At 43.5% G+C, this 18,603-nt stretch carries 16 protein-coding genes; 15 read left to right on the top strand and 1 reads right to left on the bottom strand.

The genetic code is table 11. From position 1 onward, the window contains the following. Positions 1-137: 137 nt before the first annotated feature. The 15 genes from gspF (at position 138) to I6E86_RS00845 (ending at position 18,095) form a co-directional block, all read left to right on the top strand. Positions 138-1,340: a type II secretion system inner membrane protein GspF gene (gene gspF, locus I6E86_RS00915; protein ID WP_197174676.1), complete on the top strand. Its 1,203-nt coding sequence runs from the start codon at positions 138-140 to the stop codon at positions 1,338-1,340. 431 nt (positions 1,341-1,771) lie between these two features. Beyond that, positions 1,772-2,317 (top strand): type II secretion system major pseudopilin GspG, encoded by a 546-nt coding sequence (gene gspG, locus I6E86_RS00910; RefSeq protein ID WP_413786978.1) that lies wholly within the window; start codon positions 1,772-1,774, stop codon positions 2,315-2,317. A gap of 277 nt (positions 2,318-2,594) precedes the next feature. Then, complete coding sequence (locus I6E86_RS00905) at positions 2,595-3,161, top strand: protein-disulfide reductase DsbD N-terminal domain-containing protein (protein WP_227680464.1); 567 nt, start codon at positions 2,595-2,597, stop codon at positions 3,159-3,161. Between the two features lie 47 nt (positions 3,162-3,208). Beyond that, entirely contained in the window at positions 3,209-5,377 is a 2,169-nt protein-coding gene (gene dsbD, locus I6E86_RS00900; RefSeq protein ID WP_197174675.1) for a protein-disulfide reductase DsbD, read from the top strand. A gap of 372 nt (positions 5,378-5,749) precedes the next feature. After that, positions 5,750-7,228 (top strand): phospholipase A, encoded by a 1,479-nt coding sequence (locus I6E86_RS00895; RefSeq protein WP_197174674.1) that lies wholly within the window; start codon positions 5,750-5,752, stop codon positions 7,226-7,228. A 34-nt stretch (positions 7,229-7,262) separates the two neighbouring features. Continuing rightward, on the top strand, positions 7,263-8,096 hold the full coding sequence (locus tag I6E86_RS00890) for a ComF family protein (protein WP_197174673.1): 834 nt from the start codon (positions 7,263-7,265) through the stop codon (positions 8,094-8,096). A 341-nt stretch (positions 8,097-8,437) separates the two neighbouring features. Beyond that, positions 8,438-8,932, top strand: a complete 495-nt coding sequence (locus I6E86_RS00885; protein ID WP_197174672.1) for a GspH/FimT family pseudopilin — start codon at positions 8,438-8,440, stop codon at positions 8,930-8,932. Beyond that, a complete protein-coding gene (pilV, locus tag I6E86_RS00880) occupies positions 8,929-9,495 on the top strand; it encodes a type IV pilus modification protein PilV (protein WP_197174671.1) in 567 nt (188 codons plus the stop codon). The genes I6E86_RS00885 and pilV overlap by 4 nt, the downstream gene beginning before the upstream one ends. Then, a complete protein-coding gene (locus I6E86_RS00875; protein WP_197174670.1) occupies positions 9,495-10,475 on the top strand; it encodes a PilW family protein in 981 nt (326 codons plus the stop codon). The genes pilV and I6E86_RS00875 overlap by 1 nt, the downstream gene beginning before the upstream one ends. Positions 10,476-10,509: 34 nt before the next feature. Beyond that, a complete protein-coding gene (locus I6E86_RS00870; RefSeq protein ID WP_227680463.1) occupies positions 10,510-11,370 on the top strand; it encodes a pilus assembly protein PilX in 861 nt (286 codons plus the stop codon). Between the two features lie 42 nt (positions 11,371-11,412). Continuing rightward, positions 11,413-15,510, top strand: a complete 4,098-nt coding sequence (locus I6E86_RS00865; RefSeq protein ID WP_227680462.1) for a pilus assembly protein PilY — start codon at positions 11,413-11,415, stop codon at positions 15,508-15,510. Positions 15,511-15,522: 12 nt separating this feature from the next. Beyond that, on the top strand, positions 15,523-16,071 hold the full coding sequence (locus I6E86_RS00860) for a prepilin-type N-terminal cleavage/methylation domain-containing protein (protein WP_320158511.1): 549 nt from the start codon (positions 15,523-15,525) through the stop codon (positions 16,069-16,071). A 79-nt stretch (positions 16,072-16,150) separates the two neighbouring features. Then, entirely contained in the window at positions 16,151-16,576 is a 426-nt protein-coding gene (locus tag I6E86_RS00855; protein WP_320158510.1) for a type IV pilin protein, read from the top strand. A gap of 314 nt (positions 16,577-16,890) precedes the next feature. After that, positions 16,891-17,349 (top strand): pilin, encoded by a 459-nt coding sequence (locus tag I6E86_RS00850; protein ID WP_197174669.1) that lies wholly within the window; start codon positions 16,891-16,893, stop codon positions 17,347-17,349. 245 nt (positions 17,350-17,594) lie between these two features. Next, positions 17,595-18,095: a pilin gene (locus I6E86_RS00845; RefSeq protein WP_197174668.1), complete on the top strand. Its 501-nt coding sequence runs from the start codon at positions 17,595-17,597 to the stop codon at positions 18,093-18,095. A 132-nt stretch (positions 18,096-18,227) separates the two neighbouring features. Here I6E86_RS00845 and fdxA read toward each other — a convergent pair whose 3' ends face one another. Next, positions 18,228-18,551, bottom strand: a complete 324-nt coding sequence (fdxA, locus tag I6E86_RS00840; RefSeq protein ID WP_194363584.1) for a ferredoxin FdxA — start codon at positions 18,549-18,551, stop codon at positions 18,228-18,230. Positions 18,552-18,603 lie beyond the last annotated feature (52 nt).

Below are 18,603 nucleotides of genomic sequence, written 5' to 3'. Positions count from 1 at the left end.
ATCTACGCAATGTGCTTTTTAAAGCATTGAGATTTTTAAAGTATTGAAAGTTTTAAGCATTTACGCTTTTGAAAACCTGAGCTTTTGAGTAAATACTACAACCTTTTGTCTGTGACCTTTTTAGGATATCCGCTGATATGCCCGCTTATCATTTTAAAGCGCTTGATGACCATGGTGGTGTCCAAAAGGGCTTGCTAGAAGGCGACTCTGCGCGGCAAGTCCGTCAGCAGTTGCGTGATAAACACTGGACGCCGGTTGAGGTCAGTGCGGTCAATGACAGACAGAGCCAAAGCAAAAACCGCTACAAAAAACCTTCTGCCTATGAGCTTGCACTGCTAACACGTCAGTTATCTGTATTGCTCGCTGCAGGCATTCCGCTCGAAGAAACGTTGGCCGCTGTCGCCAAACAATCACCAAAGACTCATATCAAATCTCTGATGCTGGCGGTACGCTCGCATGTCTTAGAGGGTTTGAGCTTAGCGCGTGCCCTACAACAAGCCGCCAGTTTTCCGCCGTTGTATATCGCCACGATTGCCGCAGGCGAAAAATCTGGTCACCTAGACCTCATTCTCAATCAGCTAGCAGACTACACCGAAAACCGTTTTGCGCTACAGAAGAAAGTCCAAGGCACTATGGTTTATCCAATTGTGCTGATGGTCATGGCCATTGGCGTGATTATGGGACTGATGAGCTTTGTGGTGCCCAAAATTGTCAAAGTATTCGAGCAATCTGAACAGGCACTACCGCTAATCACCCAAATCGTTCTGGCCTTGTCAAATATCATCACTCAGTGGTGGTGGCTGATACTGTTGGTACTGGCAGGCACCGCATTTTTGTTTTATCGCTTTGCCCAAACGCAAGCAGGCAAGTTGACGATAGACAGTACTGTCCTGAGATTGCCCATATTGGCCAGACTGTCAAAAGGACTCAATGCGGCACGTTTTGCCAGTACCCTTGCGATATTAGTACGCTCAGGCGTGCCGCTCATTGAAGCGTTGCATATTGGGGCTGCGGTAACGACCAATCTGCATATCCAAAAAACCATTATCACTGCGGCCGATAGAGTCACGGAAGGTTCAAGTTTATCTAGTCAGTTAGAGAAATCCCCTTATTTTCCCCCAATGATGGTACAGATGATAAAAAGTGGGGAGAACTCAGGCGAGCTTGAAAATATGCTTAGCCGTGCCGCCAATATGCAAGAGGCCGAGGCAACCAATTTTATCAGTACCTTACTATCATTGCTTGAGCCTTTAATGCTAGTGTTGATGGGTGTGGTGGTGATGATTATTGTCATGGCGGTGATGCTGCCAATCGTTAATATGAATGATTTGGCAGGCTAAATTACAGGTAATGCGTTAGTTAACTATTAATCATATTCCTTACATACAGCCAGCTTCCTATCTTCAAAACCTCTCTCTAATGCTCTCTTATCCTATTAATATCACCTATCTTGCTTGCTAAACCATGGATTAGCTTTCTTAAGGTTTGCTTACTGTTGTATATTGTTGAACGAACGCTATTTTTGCTATGGCAAACACAAGCGCCGCGCTATAGTAAGCACGGATTAATAGTCATACATTTGGTGTCAGCTAACAGTTCACTTTGGCTAAAGTAGCAAACCCAAACTCAAACTGGGCACAGTGCTGGATAAAAATAAAACCATGGTTTATAGTGACCATAGTTTCAGAGCTCATTGATATATCATTGATGAGAGCCACGATAGAACGCCACTTTTACTGTTTACATAACTGTGATGACCAAAGCGATGACTATGACTGACAAACTCCAAGTAAATATGACGCCAAAAAGTGCTATTCAGAATACACAACCCCATTCAAATATTCTAAATGACCATAAGATTGCTTCTTCAGCTTCAGCCATGCATAGCAGTGCGGCAAGAAAATCTGGTCAAGCAGGATTCACTCTTATCGAGATTATGGTCGTTATTGTGATCCTAGCCATTCTTGCTGGATTGGTGGTACCAAAAGTAGTCGGACAAAGCGACAAAGCACGCGTCAAAACCACTGAGACTGCGCTTGCCACCGTATCAAATGCGCTAGATATGTATAAAGTTGACAACTCACGTTATCCAACCACGGCTCAGGGTTTAGAAGCGTTGACCACACCGCCTGCTGATGCAAAAAACTATCCCGAAGGCGGTTATATCAAAGGCGGCTATCCAACTGATGGCTGGGAAAATGAGATGCAGTATGTTGCGCCTGGCAGTGAGGGCCGTCCCTATGATTTATTTTCGTTAGGTGCTGATGGACAACAAGGCGGTGAAGGTCAAGACACAGATCTCTACGCCAAGCTATAAGTCTCACTTATAAAGTTAAGCCACTCAAGCAGTCAGCACTAATAAAAACATCAACCAATATGGCGTTATTGGTTGATGTTTTTTATCAATATATTTTATGAACACACTTTTAGTAATGTTAAAAACCCTTGTCTCACAGTACGACTTTATAATGACCATGCTGATAGAGGCTATACCTGATAGTAACTATGCCTGCATGCCCGTATAACCATCTTACATACTGATATAGTCGCTCTTTTATTATCAGCTACTAAACCTGCCATTCAAGGTAATACTTATGTCAATCAAAATGCCAAATACATCGCCCATTGTACTTATGAAACCCATTTCTATAAATGTACGCGCACAAGCCTTTGCTATTATTAGTGCCTCCTTGGTAGCTAGCATGTCTATGATATCTATCAACGCGCAGGCTGCAGGCCTAAATGACTTGTTTGGCAACACCTCAGTCAAATCAAAATTTCTACCAGTCGATCAAGCCTTTCAGGTGGTCAGTAATACCAAAGCGACTTCCAAAGGCACACGGTTGTCGATCAGTTTTGAAATTACGCCAGGTCATTATGTTTATAAAAACAAGCTGACTTTGAAATTCCCCAAAGGCGTGAGTGCAACACCTTTTACGTTTAATCAAGCGCCTGTCTCAATCGATGATCCAACATTCGGTCAAGTGCCTGTATTCACACAAAGGAGCGTCGTTGCAACCACTACATTGACCACAAGTAATGGCAAGGGCGCAAAAAATGCACCAATGATTATCGAGTGGCAAGGCTGTGCAACAGCAGGGCTGTGCTATCCACCCGAAAAAATAAAAACCAAGGTAGATATTGCAGCGACACGAAAATAAATAGTATGCAGGTCGATTCAAATATTGGTAATAATAGGTAGTTATTTATGTCAATCAAGCCGCCACAACGATCTAAATCGCTCACGGCAAATAGTTATTTAAATAAGTCCTATGTTTTCGCGCTAGCGATTGCGAGTAGCTCGCTGTTTGCAGGGCTGTCAGTGACATCAACGACCGCTCATGCTGCAGGGCTGGGCGATTTGTTTGGCAGTAGTCAAAGCACATCAAAATCAAAGTTTTTGCCAGTCGATCAAGCTTTTCAGGTGAGTAGTGGTATTACGCCAGTCAAGTCTGGTACACGCTTAGCGGTTAACTTTGATATCACGCCTGAGCATTACGTTTATAAGAAGCAGCTTAAGCTAACGCTACCAGCTGGCGTGACGGCAGCCCCTTTCACATACAGCCAGACACCATACTCGATTGATGATCCTACTTTTGGAAAGGTACTGGTATTTGATCAAGCCAACATGGTCGCTACCACCACATTGACCACTAGCAACGGCAAAAGCATGCTAGATGTGCCAATTGTCATTGGTTGGCAAGGTTGTGCCAAAGCAGGTCTGTGCTATCCACCAGAAAAAATCACAACCACAGTCGATATCAAAACTGTGTCAGCACAGGCAACCACTGAGAATGGTGCAGCTGCTAATGCATTATCTGAGAATGGTAATCGCGCAAATACTACTGTAGCCGACAGCACAGTAATTCAATCAGCGACAGCAGCATCAACAGCCAATATTGACAACGCGGCCTCTGAGTCAGAGCAGGCGCTCGCTGGTGAGGTTGATGAAGGAGTCATTGATTATGATTTAATCGATGGCGATGGTCTGGAGTATGAGTCGTTAGACGGTAGTACGACGACAGACACGCTATCTGGTGAAAAAAGCAGCGTAAATGGCGCAGCTAATGGCAATGAGACAACATCAGAGGCGTTGGTCGATGGTGATCCTTTTGGCTTAGCTTCTCATCCATGGCTTGCCTTGGTATTGTTGTTTTTGGCAGGTTTGGGTTTGGCATTGACGCCATGTGTGTTGCCCATGCTGCCCATCGTTGCCAATATCGTGGCTCGCGAACAGAACCCTACAGTCAAGCGCGGCGTTATTTTGACCACCAGCTATGCAATTGGTGTGGCGACAGCTTATGGTGTTTTGGGCGCGATAATTGCTGTGTTTGGTGAGTCATTGGGTATTATTGGTTGGCTACAAAATCCCGTTATTCTCATTGGATTTGCTATCGTCTTCGTCTTGTTAGCACTATATATGCTCGGTGTTTTCACGGTTCGCTTGCCACAAGCAATCAGTCGAAAAATGCAAGGCTTGAGCCAAGCAGGGGATAGTAAGCTGGGTAGTACAGGTGGCAGTTTAGTCGCTGGGTTTTTATCAGCGCTTGTGGTGTCACCTTGTGTGTCCGCGCCGTTATTCGGGGCATTGCTAGCCGTCTCTACTATTGGCAATCCGCTACTGGGCTTTGTGGCGTTATTTATGCTAGGGTTTGGTTTGTCCGCACCGCTCATTTTAATTGGTGCGACCCAAGGCAAAATCATGCCAAAGGCAGGCGAGTGGATGAACTGGGTCAAGCAGGGCTTTGCTTTGCTATTATTTGCCGTTGCACTGCTATTGATTGAGCGGGTCTTTATATCGCCAGTCATGCTGATGGTATGGGCGCTGTGGTTTATGGTCGTCGCCACATGGGCATGGAGCTGGCTTGGCAAAGCGCGTATGCTGACCCAAGCGATCAGTCTGATGGCTGGTATTTGGGCGGCTTGCTTGATAATTGGCGCAGCATTGGGCAATGACGATAGCTTGCATCCATTAGCGTCATTGAGTGCCTCGCCAACCGTGGCACAGTCGAGCGCGACACAGCCATTAGCTAGCAATAGCGCCACTGATAAGACGATCACTACGCTTGCTGAATTAGATGCCATTGTTGCAGCCAATCCCGAAGTCATAGTCGATCTGACAGCAGAGTGGTGTATTGAGTGCCGCATTATGGACAAGAACCTGTTTCATAACCGTCCAGTGCAGATGCAAGATTGGCAGCTAGTGAGGCTCGATATTACAGAGACAACTGAAGACTCAAAAGCCATTTTTTCACGTTATAAGCTGTTCGGTCCGCCCGCGCTGCTATACTATAAAGAGGGTCAACTGACACAGCAACAAGTCGGTGAGATCGGTCGCGCAGAGTTTGAGCAGACATTGGATGCGCTGAATGATTGATAATTAGGACTTAATAAAGTTATTAAATCATGATTTTTTGCTTAACGAGTAAGAAAGCCAGTGTACTGTTATGTCAGTACACTGGCTTTTTTAATGCGGTTTATTCTTTTTTTAGAATATTTTCTAAGTATTTGGTTTAGTATGATTTATGCTGATTCGTGCGTATTTTATCTGTCAATAACGCTAGTATAGTGTTCATATTTTCATTACAATAACGTAACAATATTGAAGGCGAATTACAGTCTGTAGTGATTGCCTCTCGTATTGGCCAGTTATTGATTTTTCATCTAATTTTTAGCGGCAACGCTAATGGCTATATCAATTATCTTATATACTCTGCTGGCGGCGACGTCGGTTAGATAAAGGACATCTATGTTTGCCCATATCACTGCTCAACGTCAACCGCAACGTACCAATACAATGAGTCGTAAAGCTGATAGCTCGCACCAAATATCCTATCAAGGTATGCACACTCGTTTGAGTATGGCAGTCGCTATTGCCTTGAGTTTTACGGCAGTACAAGCACAAGCTGCGGACACGACTCAAACTTATAATGAGATACCAGCAGCAGAGGCTGCATTTGAGTACGAAAGCTTGAACGCGTCGCAAAAGAGTGGCGGTCTTAATGCTGACTTAAATGTAGACATGCCAATAGACAAGCTGAATGACAAAGCATTTGTTGCACAGCAAGCCAAGCTGTTTTTGGAGTGTACGCAAGTACAGAGCAGTAGTGCTCGTTTGGCCTGTTTTGATAAGGTAGCTGAACAAGGTAAAACACCAAGCTATACCTCAACCAAACAACCAATTGATTTGGCAAAGACATTTCAAAGTACGGTTTCAGGTAATCCAAAAGTGATATTGGCTGAGTCTCAAACGTCAATGAGTGGTACGACAGTTGAAGATGCCGATACCATCTTAATGACCAATCAGCAAACAGCAGCTAGCAAATTGAAGGCAAATGGCAACATAGAAATAGATAATGAAGCACAGATTTTAGAAAATGTAGGTGTCACTCAAACAGACATCGAAAAATTCTCGCCACTCAGTCTATCTTATGACCTAGACAAAAACAGTGAGCGTGGTACATGGACAGTAAGACCGTATCGCCCGACTTATTTACTGCCGTTGTTCTATACCTTTGATCCCAATTTGAGTCCAGGTACACCATCACAAGAGACTGAATCGTTAACCACTAACGAGATGCGTGAAACTGAGCTAAAATTCCAGCTATCTCTAAAGACAAAAGTTGCAGAAGATTTATTCGATACCAGTGCTGATTTGTGGTTTGGTTATACCCAAGAGTCGCATTGGCAAGTTTATAACGAAGACAACTCACGACCATTTCGTGCCACAGACTATCAGCCTGAAATATTTTTGACACAGCCTGTGACTGCCGATCTACCGTTTGGCGGACGTTTACGTATGCTGGGTGCGGGTGCTGTCCATCATTCTAACGGACAAGATGATCCGTTGTCACGTTCATGGAACCGCGCTTATCTAATGGCAGGCGCAGAGTGGGGCAAGCTCTCAGTCATACCGCGCCTATGGGCTCGAGTAAATAGTGACAGTAATAGCGATGATGATAACCCAGATATCGAAGACTACATGGGCTACGGTGATATCAAGTTCTTATATGATTTGCCAGATCAGCAGAGCCTCAGTGGGACGTTGCGCTACAACCCAAGCACCAATAAAGGTGCGGCACAGCTTGACTATATTTACCCGTTGTCAGAAAACGTCAATGGGATGGTGCAGTTGTTCCAAGGTTATGGCGAATCTATCATCGATTATAACCATGAAAACACCTCTATTGGCTTCGGTATCGTACTTAATGATTGGAAAGGGCTTTGATATCAGTAGCATCTACCCTGACTTATGACAGCTGATGCCTCGTCTAGCACCTTATCAAACCGGACTGTGGTTGGCAGAGTACCTATATGTACACTGCCGACTATGCCGCACCTATCGCAGTATTCCACAATCTGAGCTACGACAGTACGATTCACCCTCTCATATCGAGCACTCAACCAATGCGCCTGCTACGTTTGAGCCCTCACTAAATAACAGCATATTTGCCAATATTTGTCATCGGGTAAGTCATCGCTTAAACAAAGGCTTACTCTGTGCTGACTGCCACAACAGTATCATATGGTTACCAAAATCTTTTGAGGTTGATATTGCTGCTGGCACCTCGTTGACGATCCAAGCGGCAACCTACTACGACTACCCAATGCGTCAGGCAGTTCGGTCTTTCAAGCATCATGAAGACATGACCAAACTGCCACTACTATTACATGCCATACGTCAACTGCCACGTCCACATGGCTGCTACCACAATAATAGTGTCATTGTCGCGATGCCAACCACGGATCAGCGACTGGTTAAGCGTGGATTTGACCCTGTCAGTATATTATCAGCACAACTGTCGAAGCATTGGCATATCCCCTTATGGCACGGCGTTAGACGTATCGATGATACGATTAGCCAGCAGGGACTGACTCGCGCTGAACGCTTGAGTAATTTAGACAATGCTTTTGCCGTTATCTCAAAACCTCCCGTAAAGCGCTTGCTGTTATTCGACGATGTTTCCACCACGGGAGCCAGTCTACAGGCGTTAGCACGTGCACTTATTTCAACTAAAATGACAGAGACAATGAATTCTAAGCATCAAAATGGCTATCGTGTCTCTGCCTATGCGTTAGCACATGGTAGCCAATGATAAAAGCTATCTATAGAGTGCAATATATTGCTAATACATCACCTTAACGCTATATTAATAAAATAATATATATTAATTTGTTATCAATACAGCTGAGCTAATATGCTTTAAGAGGCGAGACAGCTCGCTAAGACAATAATTTTTCACGATATTGCCAATATGCTTATCATCAGCAATTTATGGACAATATCATCATTAAATACGATGGAACGAAAATTGCAGGTTATTTAGTAAGTCAGTATACAAATAAGTAATACTTATAAAGTAAAACATGTTTGTTATTGGCTCTAAATTAATCACGATATCAGATACATAATGGCAGTTATAAATAGGAATATGATGTGAGCGCATCTTTAAACAGTCGACCACTTAAGCTTCATGCAACCAGCTCAGGATTTACTTTAATTGAGCTGATGGTGACGATTGCTGTGCTTGCTATTATTGCAGGTATTGCGACGCCCAATATCAGTTTGCAGATTGCCAATCAGCGTGCCAAATCGACCGCAGCAACCTTAAATACAGCGCTCAGAGAAGCCAAGGTCGAAAGCATCATACGTCGTCAAATACTGACAATGACTTATACCAATAAGAGTGGATCAGCGGATTCAGGTAGTATAAGTGTCAAGGATCCAAGTGATAAAGTGGTGGCGACATACACATATGATGCCAGAAGCACCATTAAATCTACCACCAATGCGATTAAATTTCGCCCTACTAAGATCGCAGATGAGCGGGTTTATACCGTTTGTGATAGCAATACGAGTACTAGTCCTAGACAGGTTTCGGTAAATGCTTTAGCAACCATTACTCAAACTCTTGGAGGCAGTTGCACATGAAAAACATCAGCCAACAGCATGGTGTGGGTTTAGTAGAAGTATTGGTTGCCTTGTTGTTGTTGGCGATGGCAGTGCTAGGGTTTACCGCGATGCAAATGGCGGCCGTAAAGGCGACTGATGAGAGCCTGATGCGTACCCGTTCTTTGACAATCATGAGAGGCGGCGCTGAAGTTATGCGGGCCAATCCTGATGGCATGCCTGCTTTTAAGACAGCTATAAATGGTACACCAACGACGGTCAGTATCGATGGTAAAAGTATTACAAAGAGCAGTTGTATCAAAACAGCCAGTACTTTGCCGACAGCAGCAGAGCTATGTACGACAGCACAGCTTGCCACACGTGATGCACTCGTGATCAAAGACTATGCCACTACCAATAGCATCAATGTTGGACTGGTGCCTAATGGCTGTCCAGGTACTTCAGGCCAGCAAGAGCGTCAATGTTTTGTTGCAAGTTGGGGTGATACAACGGTCGACCTCAGCGATACGATAGATAAAGCATGTGCTAAAGCTGATGGCACTTATAAAAACGGCTCTGAGTGCTTTATTATGGAGGCTTACTGATGACATCTATCTATAGTTATGTATCCAGCTCACATGAGCAAAAGGGTTTTACGTTGATAGAGCTGATGATCTCCTTGGTTCTAGGGTTGCTAGTCTCTGCTGCTGTCATCCAAATATATCTCATTAATGTAAAGACCAGCAGTATCCAAGCCAGTGGCAGTGAGCTGCAAGATGCGAGTATATTTGGACTACAACAGCTCGAAAAGAAAATCCGTATTGCCAATTTGGGCAATCCAGTGACTAAACTGACGAGCACCACGAACAATGGTGGTGTTGTGCTAACAGGCGCAAATATCGGCGTCACTGCATCGCCATATACTAATACTGCTTATTTGACACGGCGTGCAGGTGATAGTGCCAGTGGTACCAATGGCTGGACAGGCATCTCTAATATGGGTATCGGTAGTGACCAATTGACGATGCAGTATACCAATATTACTGCTAATGTTATAAGCGACTGTGAAGGGGCAGATGTGGCTGTCAATGACATCGCGATAGAGCGTTATTTTTTACGGAAATCAACTAGCAGTACAGGCAGTGGCACGATACAAAACCTTGTGCTCGCTTGTGATGCAGGACGACTAAATACAGCAGGTGATATAAAAGTCATCAGTCCTGCAACCAGCTCGCTTACCTTTGGGCAGGCAGGACAAGAGTTTGTGTTAAATGTCGATCAGTTCAAAGTGCTGTTGGGGGTACAGTCTCAAGAAGCTGCGACTTATGGACAAATGATATATCTGCCCAGTAGCGCTTACCTATTGATGCCCACACCGCCTGCTATTATTTCTATTAAGCTTGGTATTATCGTACACGGGACAACGCCAATAATAGGTAGTGATGATCAATCTAAATTTACCTTACTTGGTGAAGAACACCAACTAAAAACAGATACCACTCGCCAAAAGCAAGTACGTACGACTTATGAGTCAACCACACTATTACGTAACGCACGAGTGGTTGATGTGAGCACTGCCTTATAGCCCTAAGCTTTCACTACTTAGCAGGAACACGCACATGAATAACCATCAGCAGTCACTAGCTCAAACCAGCACTCAGGTGAGCATGAACATGAAGCCACCTAGTGCAGAGCGCGGCGCAACGTTGATCGTAGTGTTGCTGTTTTTAGTACTCATCATGTTAGCTGGAGTGATTGCGGTTAAACAAAGCAACACTGATCTTAAGGTTGCCACTAGCGACCAGATCAATACTGTACTGTTGCAATCATCTGATAGTGCTAACCAAAAACTTGAAATGATGATCAATGGCAGTTCTGCCTCAGACGAGTATCGTGATGTGACGAGTGCATCTGGTGTCTTCGGTCATTTTTTATTAAATCCTGACAATGCCACTAATGAATTTATTTACTGCTTCAACCCCCGTACCAAAAAGTACCTAGCCGCCAATGCAACGGTTAAAGTCGCAACAGGTGGCTATTGGAGCAGTCTAAATAGTGGTATATGTGATTATGGTACCGCTGGCGATTATACCAGTGAAAGGCAAGCTGTGATGACACAGATGAGCGTGACGATCACTCCGACCAATCCCAATACACCAGTATTCGAACATGTGGTCATTGGAAAAGAGATACTAGACAGAACCAGTAAACGTTACCAGTTTGATATCCGAGCATCATCAGCATTACCAGCGTATAGCGAACCCAAAGTGAATAGCGAAAAATGCTTTGATCAAACCAGTATTAAGGCAAACGTTGCTACTGGCAAAAAATCGCTCGATGACTGTATGTTGGCTGCGGGTACCCCAAGCAAAATGCTATACGAGCAAGCAGACGTTGAGAACCTTTCTTCATCGACTTTATGTATTCCCTATGGTAAAGGCTCGATGAATTCAAAATGCGTACTCTCAACAACACCCTAATTTGCTGCTCCATTATGCGACTCTACTATAAGGACAGAGGTCATGAAACGACTTGACAACGCAACACCAAAGACCCAAAAAACCGTGTCACCACTGAAGTATCTGGTCGTTGTCATGGCGTCAATGATAACGATACCGCTGTCGCAAGCAGACGTGGCAAACAAAAAAATCGGTGACTTAGAGGTTTATAAGGCAGCTGAAGGTGGCAAGATCACTATTACCATGATGCTCGATACATCGGGCAGTATGTCTTCACTTGTTGTGGGGTCTAGTGCTTGTGACTTACCTGATGGAGTCTCTTCTAATGGAGTCAAAACGGATAGTTCTTCAACTTATCCTAGAGTATATTGTGAAACTAGAAAGTTTTTTTATCGCAAAAAAGGTAATGACTGGTATGGATGCGGAGAAAGTAATACTTTAGGTAGTTTTAGTTTTGGAGAAACAGAATGTAGTACCGGAATAACACAACCATCAACCAATGGATTTGCAAGTGGAACTAATAATGGTAGTACTTACTACTTCAAAGATGATTCCCCTACTTATGATCGTCTAACCCGACTCAAAGATGCGATTTTTACATTAATGAATAGCTCAGATTTAGATGCAACAAAAGTATCTATCGGTATAGGTCAGTTCTCATCGCAAAGTAACAGTGGTAATACATACGACGGTGGTGACGGTAGTAGCGGTAAAATAGTGGTGCCAGCCGCATTGGTCACTACCGCTCAGCGTACAGCCATCAAAACAGCAGTTGCCAATCTGCAGGGTGAGAACGGTACACCAACGGCCAATGCCTATGCAGAGGCAGGGGCTTATATGCTTGGCAATACTACTGCTAGCACGATCACAAAGCCAAGAGAAGAATATGTGAATTTTAGTGGAAGTAGATATTATCAGTGCGCTTCATGGAGAGGCACAAGTTGCGTAAGCTATTACAGTAGTAGTTATATTACCAGTACATCCGGTTATACATCTGCAGCTTGTGGTGCTTATACCAGCGGTACTTGCTTATCAAAAAACAAAACCCAAAGTGCTAAAGACTGGGGATTTAGTGGCTTTGATAAGTCGATTTCAAGCTCTAAATCTGGCGCAAATTATGTGAGCCCATTGTCCTCAAATAATGCCAGCTGTGATGGACGCGGTATTTATTTCTTGACAGATGGTGAGCCAAACAGCTCTCCAGCACCATTACCTATGATGCAGTCTGCACTAGGAGTAAAAGGGGCATTATTTAGCTTACCTACCTCAGGCACGCTACCTAAGGGTTCTGATACTTCGGGGAGTGGTATGCCTGAGGTAGGGGCATTTGCAAAAGCACTGCGTAGTACAACGCTAAACCCATTGGGTCCAAATATGGAGATTTTGACCGCTGTGGTTGGATTTGGTTCTGTGTTCAATGTGGATAGAGTCGCTGATGCAGCCAAACCTAACCCAGCAGATCGAATAATCCGTGAGCTATCTTATGTAGATTCGCGAGGGGAGCCAAAAACAGGTGAGTTTTATAATTGTGAAAAAATAACAGCCGTAGATGCAAAAAATGCCTGCAATTGGGGTGCAAAATCCAATGCAGCACTGCCTAATGTGGGTACGTTTGGTGAAGGTGGTTTTTATGCTGCCCAAACGACAGACGATGTGGTAAACAGTGTTTTATCTTTTGTAAAAGACTTGGACCAAAGCTTACCTTCTACACCATCTGGTACCATTATCATACCGAACGATCCTTATCGCGCTGACAGTCAGCTTGCCGTTGCCTATTATCCTACTCTACAGCCGACGGTAGCGGATAATGCCGTTATTTGGAAAGGCAATATGAAAAAATATAGCCTAAACGAAGGGACGCTCTATGGTAAAAGCAACACCAAGTTATTTAAAAATATAAAAGGTGAGCTAAACGAGACGGCCCAAGATTTATGGTCTGACAAAAATTATAACAATGCCAATGATAAAGTAGAGTCTGGTGGGTTTTATGCACAGCTAAACACACCTGCTGCTGGTGTGGCTTCAGTCAGAACACTATATGTCGAAGATTGGACAACCACAACAGGTCAGGCAACAATGCTCAGGAAGGTTGGTGTCAACAGTGCGGGGAAATTTACGTTAGATGGTAATGCTTTGTCTAACAGTAATAAATTCAATGACACAGCGACTTATTCCGAAACGACTCTAAGAAAGCTACTCAACTTCTTGGGATTTGATATCTTGCCAAGCACTGCCACAGCAGTCAAAGACATGACACTGACAGCGGCAAATGTGACTGCACCTATCAAAGTCGTTGGCGCAACGCTACACTCTACGCCAGCTTCTGTCTCTTACTCTGCGACGTTAGATGACAGTGGTAAAGTCACAGACACACGCGATGACTATGTATTATTTGGCTCAACGGAAGGTGGTCTACATCTGGTCAATGCAGACAGTTATAGCAATGCAGGAGATGGTGGAAAAGAGCGCTTTGTGTTTATACCGCGTGAGATTCTCAAAGACTCTAGCAAGTCAGATGCTCTCATTAAAGACAGTACTAAAACTGCCATAGGCTCGCCTAACTTTGGTATTGACGCACCGTGGCTGGTCAGTGCTGACTATAAATATGACTTTGCTAACAAACGAGTCTCAATCGATAGTAGTGGTAATAACGGCATATTTGCCTATGGTGGTCTGCGCATGGGCGGAGAGGCATTTTATGGTCTGGATCTCGCAGATAAAGACAAACCTAGTATGATGTTTTCGATCACACCAGCGACATCAGGTTTTAGTCGCATGGGACAAATTTGGTCTAAGCCAACCAAAGCAAAAATCAAAACCAGCAGCTCAGATAAGGGCACCGATGTGCTAGTGTTTGGTGGTGGTTATGACATGTGTTACGAAAACGAAAGTTTTCAAGTGGGATTGATTGACTCTACATTGGGTGGCTGTGCACTGACATTGACATCACCGGCAAAAGGTAATGCCGTCTATATCATCAATGCCAAAACAGGTGCATTGATATGGTCAGCATCGAGTAGCAGTGGTGCTACCAAAGTCGTTAGTGATATGAAAAACAGCATCGTGGGCGGCATCACCCCACTAGATCGTGACAATGATGGTTTTATGGATCATCTCTATTTTGCAGATTTAGGTGGCCAGTTATTCCGTGCTGACTTTACCAATGCAGGCTTTGTGAAACCAGTGACCACAGGGACAGGCTCACCCGAATCTGGCTTTAGTAACACCAGAGTGACTCGTATTCTCACGAACCCACATACTAGTTTACTTGGTCAAAAATATGCTTATCGCTTTTATGAGCGCCCAGTGGTCAGCTTCTATCGTAATTCAAGTAGCAGTAATTTGTTTGCATTGGTCAACCTTATTTCAGGTGACCGCAGCTCACCACTGTCTAAGATACGCAATACTACCGCTTATGCCGATAGACTCTACGGCATTATAGATAGTGATATCACTAAATCAAATGATGTTTTTTATGCCAGTAACTTTACAAGCACTAGCAATATTAATGGCCAAAAAGTAGTCGATCTGGGCGATAGTAACCTAGCCCAGCTGCCGGCAGCGATTGGCAGCGGTTCGGCTGCAGGATTCAGTCTGGCTCAAAAAAATGCCGCCATCAGTACGATGCAAACTGGTGCTCGGAATGGTTGGTACTATCCGCTGACTAGATTTGATGGTTTTGACAATGTTAGATATACCAAAGGTATCGGAAAATCTGAAGTTGTTGACAATTTTTTATATACCACTGTTTATAATCCTGACATGAGCTATGGCGCAGCCAATGCTTGTAGTGCCACAATCGTTGGTGGCTCAGAGCGTCAGCTGTATTGTCTGCCCTATGGTATCTGTATTGATGCTAGCTCAAAGAATGGCACGGCTGGATTTGTGAGAGCAGGTCAAGGGATTCAAGAGCTAACACTTGGCCCACGTAGCTCGACATTATCAAACCAGCGTCTATTAATCGGAACACAGACATTGAACGAGCGTCTGATTGACAGATTGGCTTTTGGTGCAGATGGTAGTAAAAGTGGCAATAGCTTGCTCGATGAGGCTCAAGGTCTTACATCATCAGATCAAACGTTGGGCAATGGTACAGCACCTGAGATGATATTCAACGAACGCTTTACACTACAGCCAAAAACTTGGTATGAAGTAGACTGAGAAGGTAGTCTTATGAATAATGCAGTGCTGAAACAGCAAAGAGGGTTCACACTTATTGAAGTGATGATAGTGGTTATCATCATTAGTATCTTGGCGGCCATTGCGATTCCCTCCTATCGGCAATACGTCGTCAGAAATGCTGAGTCGCAAGCACAAGCTCGAATGAAACAAATCGAGCTAGAAATGAATCGCTGGCGCGCCACTGCATTGACTTACAAAGGGTTTCAACCAAAAAAAATTGCCTCTAATGGTACGGTCACTCGTGCATATGATAGTACTGACAATAAAACCATTTACGAGCCGTCAGGCAGTGATGCCACTAGCTATCGCTATAAAATCACTCTGGTTGATGGCAGTACTAGTAACACTCTAGCACCTACTACCACTACTTATTCTACAGCAGGCAGCTCATGGCGGATGCTTGCTGAGCCTAATAGTACAGGCGTGACCAAAGATGCCAGTATCATCATGACTAGCAGTACTGGGACACAGTGTAAGAGCACAGATAGGACGGTGACCATTGCCTCCACTGACTGCGGTACTGGACAACAGATATGGTAGGGATAAGCATAGTAGGTAGGAAAGTGAATTTATATATGATGACTGCATCGACTACATTGAGACAGCGAGTATCCTAATCATGATGACAGACCTACCCACAGCTAATAAAGGATTTACACTGGTTGAGATAATGATCGTGGTCGCTATCATAGGTATACTGGCAGCCATCGCTTATCCAAACTATCAGCGTTACGTCATTAAGACCAAGCGTACGGATATGATGAGTGAGATGTATAACATCGCCTCTGAGATCGAAAGTCGTAAGCTTGCCCAAGGGTCTTATGGTAATGCGCTTGTCACAGGATTGGGCGGTGACTTCCCCAAGCAAGGTACAGTATTGTATACAGTTTCAATTGCGCCTAACCCTTTAACTGCCAAATGGGTAATTACAGCAACTCCTAAAACCAATACACAGATGAGTAGTGATGGCAAATTGAGTCTCAATTATCAAGGCATTAAATGCAAGGCTAGTACTTGTGGCACAGGCGAAGACTGGAACAAATAAATGGCTAGCTAGAAAAAGACCTTTATTGACAAAAATTGTCAGTTAGCTTTATCTTTTACGAACTTTGATACCAAACTGACAATTTTTAGTAGCTTTCTTGTAACATTTATAGACGATCTAGGGTCTTTTTAAGAAAAAAGTCACTTTTAGACATCGATATGAGTTTTATTCCAACATTTAATGAAGGTAATCACTTTAATTATGAAGTTGGCATACTACCTGCAACAATTAAAATAAGAAAGACTACCTCACATCACTGAAGATAAAATAGCACGCTCGCTTCTATCTTCGATATATATCTAAAGGACATGATTATGAACGCTAATATCCAAAAAGGTTTTACCTTAATCGAACTAATGATCGTTGTTGCTATTATCGGTATCCTAGCTGCGATCGCTATTCCTCAGTATCAGAACTATATTGCTAAGTCACAAGTTAGCCGTGCGATGGGTGAAACTTCATCTGTTAAAACTGCAGTAGAAACTTGCCTTAATGAAGGCAAGGGAGCTAAAGGAGCTTGTCCACTAGGTATTACTACTTCTAATATACAAGCAACAACAGTGGTAGGTAAGGCTCCTGATGCAAATGGTAACAATGATGAAGCCCTAATAGAAGCTACTCCAATTGTAGCTACATTTGGGACTGGTGCTGCTAAAACATTACAAGAAGCAAATAAAAATACTTTAACTTGGACACGCGATGCTGCTGGTTCATGGACTTGTACTACTAAAGTACAAGCTAAATACGCACCAGCAGGCTGTACAGCATCGTAATCTAGATGATAGTGCGTGTGTTTTAGATCATATTAAAGCGAAGAAAAAGCCAAGCATATTGTTTGGCTTTTTTGTGTCTAATTACTTTATAAGCTTTCAACAATAGTTCTTATAGGATAAATGATAACTAAAGTTGATTGAATAGATCATAGTCTTTGAACATGTTGGGTTACTTTATATCAGTCTAGAGTGAATGGCATGAAGTCTGCACCTAAAAGAGTGATACTATAAATTTGGCTACTACTATGTTAATTATCAAAAACTATCACATTGCTGTTCAGCTTGGCTTCACGCTTATTGAGCTAATGATTGTAGTGGCTATTATTGGCATCTTAGCAGCGATTGCTATACCACAATATCAGATTTATATTGGTAAAACTCAAGCGACAAGAGTGATAAATGAATTAGGCCAGCTACGACTATCAGTAGAAGAGTGCTTACAAACGGGTAGAACCGTTATTGGTTTAGGTACAGACGAGTGCGATCCAAGATCATCAGCTTCTAATCTGATAGCAGGCGATTCACAGGTAGGTGTAGTCTTACCAAATAATACAGGCGTGGCACAGATGACAAATCCTCTGACATTGACTACTCGTATCACTGCTACAGTATCTACGCAAGTAAATCCGAGAATAGCGGGTAAAAAAGTAGCATGGCTACGCACCAGTAATGGCTCTTGGAGCTGTGTTAGTAATATAGAATCGCTATATCTACCAAACTCATGTGACTATAATGATAGCTTGTAATTGCTCGCTTAATAAAAGAGCTAACGTATTCTATACGCCATAAAAAACCACCTAACAGCCCTTTTATTTGATGGCCATTAGGTGGTTTTTTATTGTCTCAATACATTACATTGTGCTATTTTAGAGTATTGCTTATCTCTCTAGATACTGAATCTTACCTTCCACGCCATCCCACTTAGCGGCTTCTGGCATTTGCCCTTTCATCTCAGTGATATTTGGCCATTTTTGCGCCAGCTCTTCATTGAGTTGAGTGAACATCTCTTGATCTTTTGGTACTTCATCTTCTGAGAAGATGGCATTAGCCGGACATTCAGGCTCACATAGCGCGCAATCGATACACTCATCAGGATCGATGACGAGGAAGTTTGGGCCTTCATAAAAGCAGTCCACAGGACAGACTTCCACACAGTCGGTGTATTTGCAAAGAATGCAGTTATCTGTAACGACAAAGGTCATAGTGAGGTCTACCTGTTATTGGATGGGGCTAAATAGAAGCGCTAGAAAATAA

The sequence above is a fragment of the Psychrobacter sp. SWN149 genome (genome assembly GCF_015864565.1).
Classification (GTDB): Bacteria; Pseudomonadota; Gammaproteobacteria; order Pseudomonadales; family Moraxellaceae; genus Psychrobacter.
The sequence above is the reverse complement of the archived record's forward strand: the minus strand, read 5'-3'. Positions and strand labels throughout refer to the sequence as shown.

Coding starts and splice junctions, on each gene's coding strand:
- gspF (WP_197174676.1), top strand. CDS start 138: ATGCCCGCTTATCATTTTAAAGCGCTTGATGACCATGGTGGTGTCCAA.
- gspG (WP_413786978.1), top strand. CDS start 1,772: ATGACTGACAAACTCCAAGTAAATATGACGCCAAAAAGTGCTATTCAG.
- I6E86_RS00905 (WP_227680464.1), top strand. CDS start 2,595: ATGTCAATCAAAATGCCAAATACATCGCCCATTGTACTTATGAAACCC.
- dsbD (WP_197174675.1), top strand. CDS start 3,209: ATGTCAATCAAGCCGCCACAACGATCTAAATCGCTCACGGCAAATAGT.
- I6E86_RS00895 (WP_197174674.1), top strand. CDS start 5,750: ATGTTTGCCCATATCACTGCTCAACGTCAACCGCAACGTACCAATACA.
- I6E86_RS00890 (WP_197174673.1), top strand. CDS start 7,263: ATGCCTCGTCTAGCACCTTATCAAACCGGACTGTGGTTGGCAGAGTAC.
- pilV (WP_197174671.1), top strand. CDS start 8,929: ATGAAAAACATCAGCCAACAGCATGGTGTGGGTTTAGTAGAAGTATTG.
- I6E86_RS00875 (WP_197174670.1), top strand. CDS start 9,495: ATGACATCTATCTATAGTTATGTATCCAGCTCACATGAGCAAAAGGGT.
- I6E86_RS00870 (WP_227680463.1), top strand. CDS start 10,510: ATGAATAACCATCAGCAGTCACTAGCTCAAACCAGCACTCAGGTGAGC.
- I6E86_RS00865 (WP_227680462.1), top strand. CDS start 11,413: ATGAAACGACTTGACAACGCAACACCAAAGACCCAAAAAACCGTGTCA.
- I6E86_RS00860 (WP_320158511.1), top strand. CDS start 15,523: ATGAATAATGCAGTGCTGAAACAGCAAAGAGGGTTCACACTTATTGAA.
- I6E86_RS00855 (WP_320158510.1), top strand. CDS start 16,151: ATGATGACAGACCTACCCACAGCTAATAAAGGATTTACACTGGTTGAG.
- I6E86_RS00850 (WP_197174669.1), top strand. CDS start 16,891: ATGAACGCTAATATCCAAAAAGGTTTTACCTTAATCGAACTAATGATC.
- I6E86_RS00845 (WP_197174668.1), top strand. CDS start 17,595: ATGTTAATTATCAAAAACTATCACATTGCTGTTCAGCTTGGCTTCACG.
- fdxA (WP_194363584.1), bottom strand. CDS start 18,551: ATGACCTTTGTCGTTACAGATAACTGCATTCTTTGCAAATACACCGAC.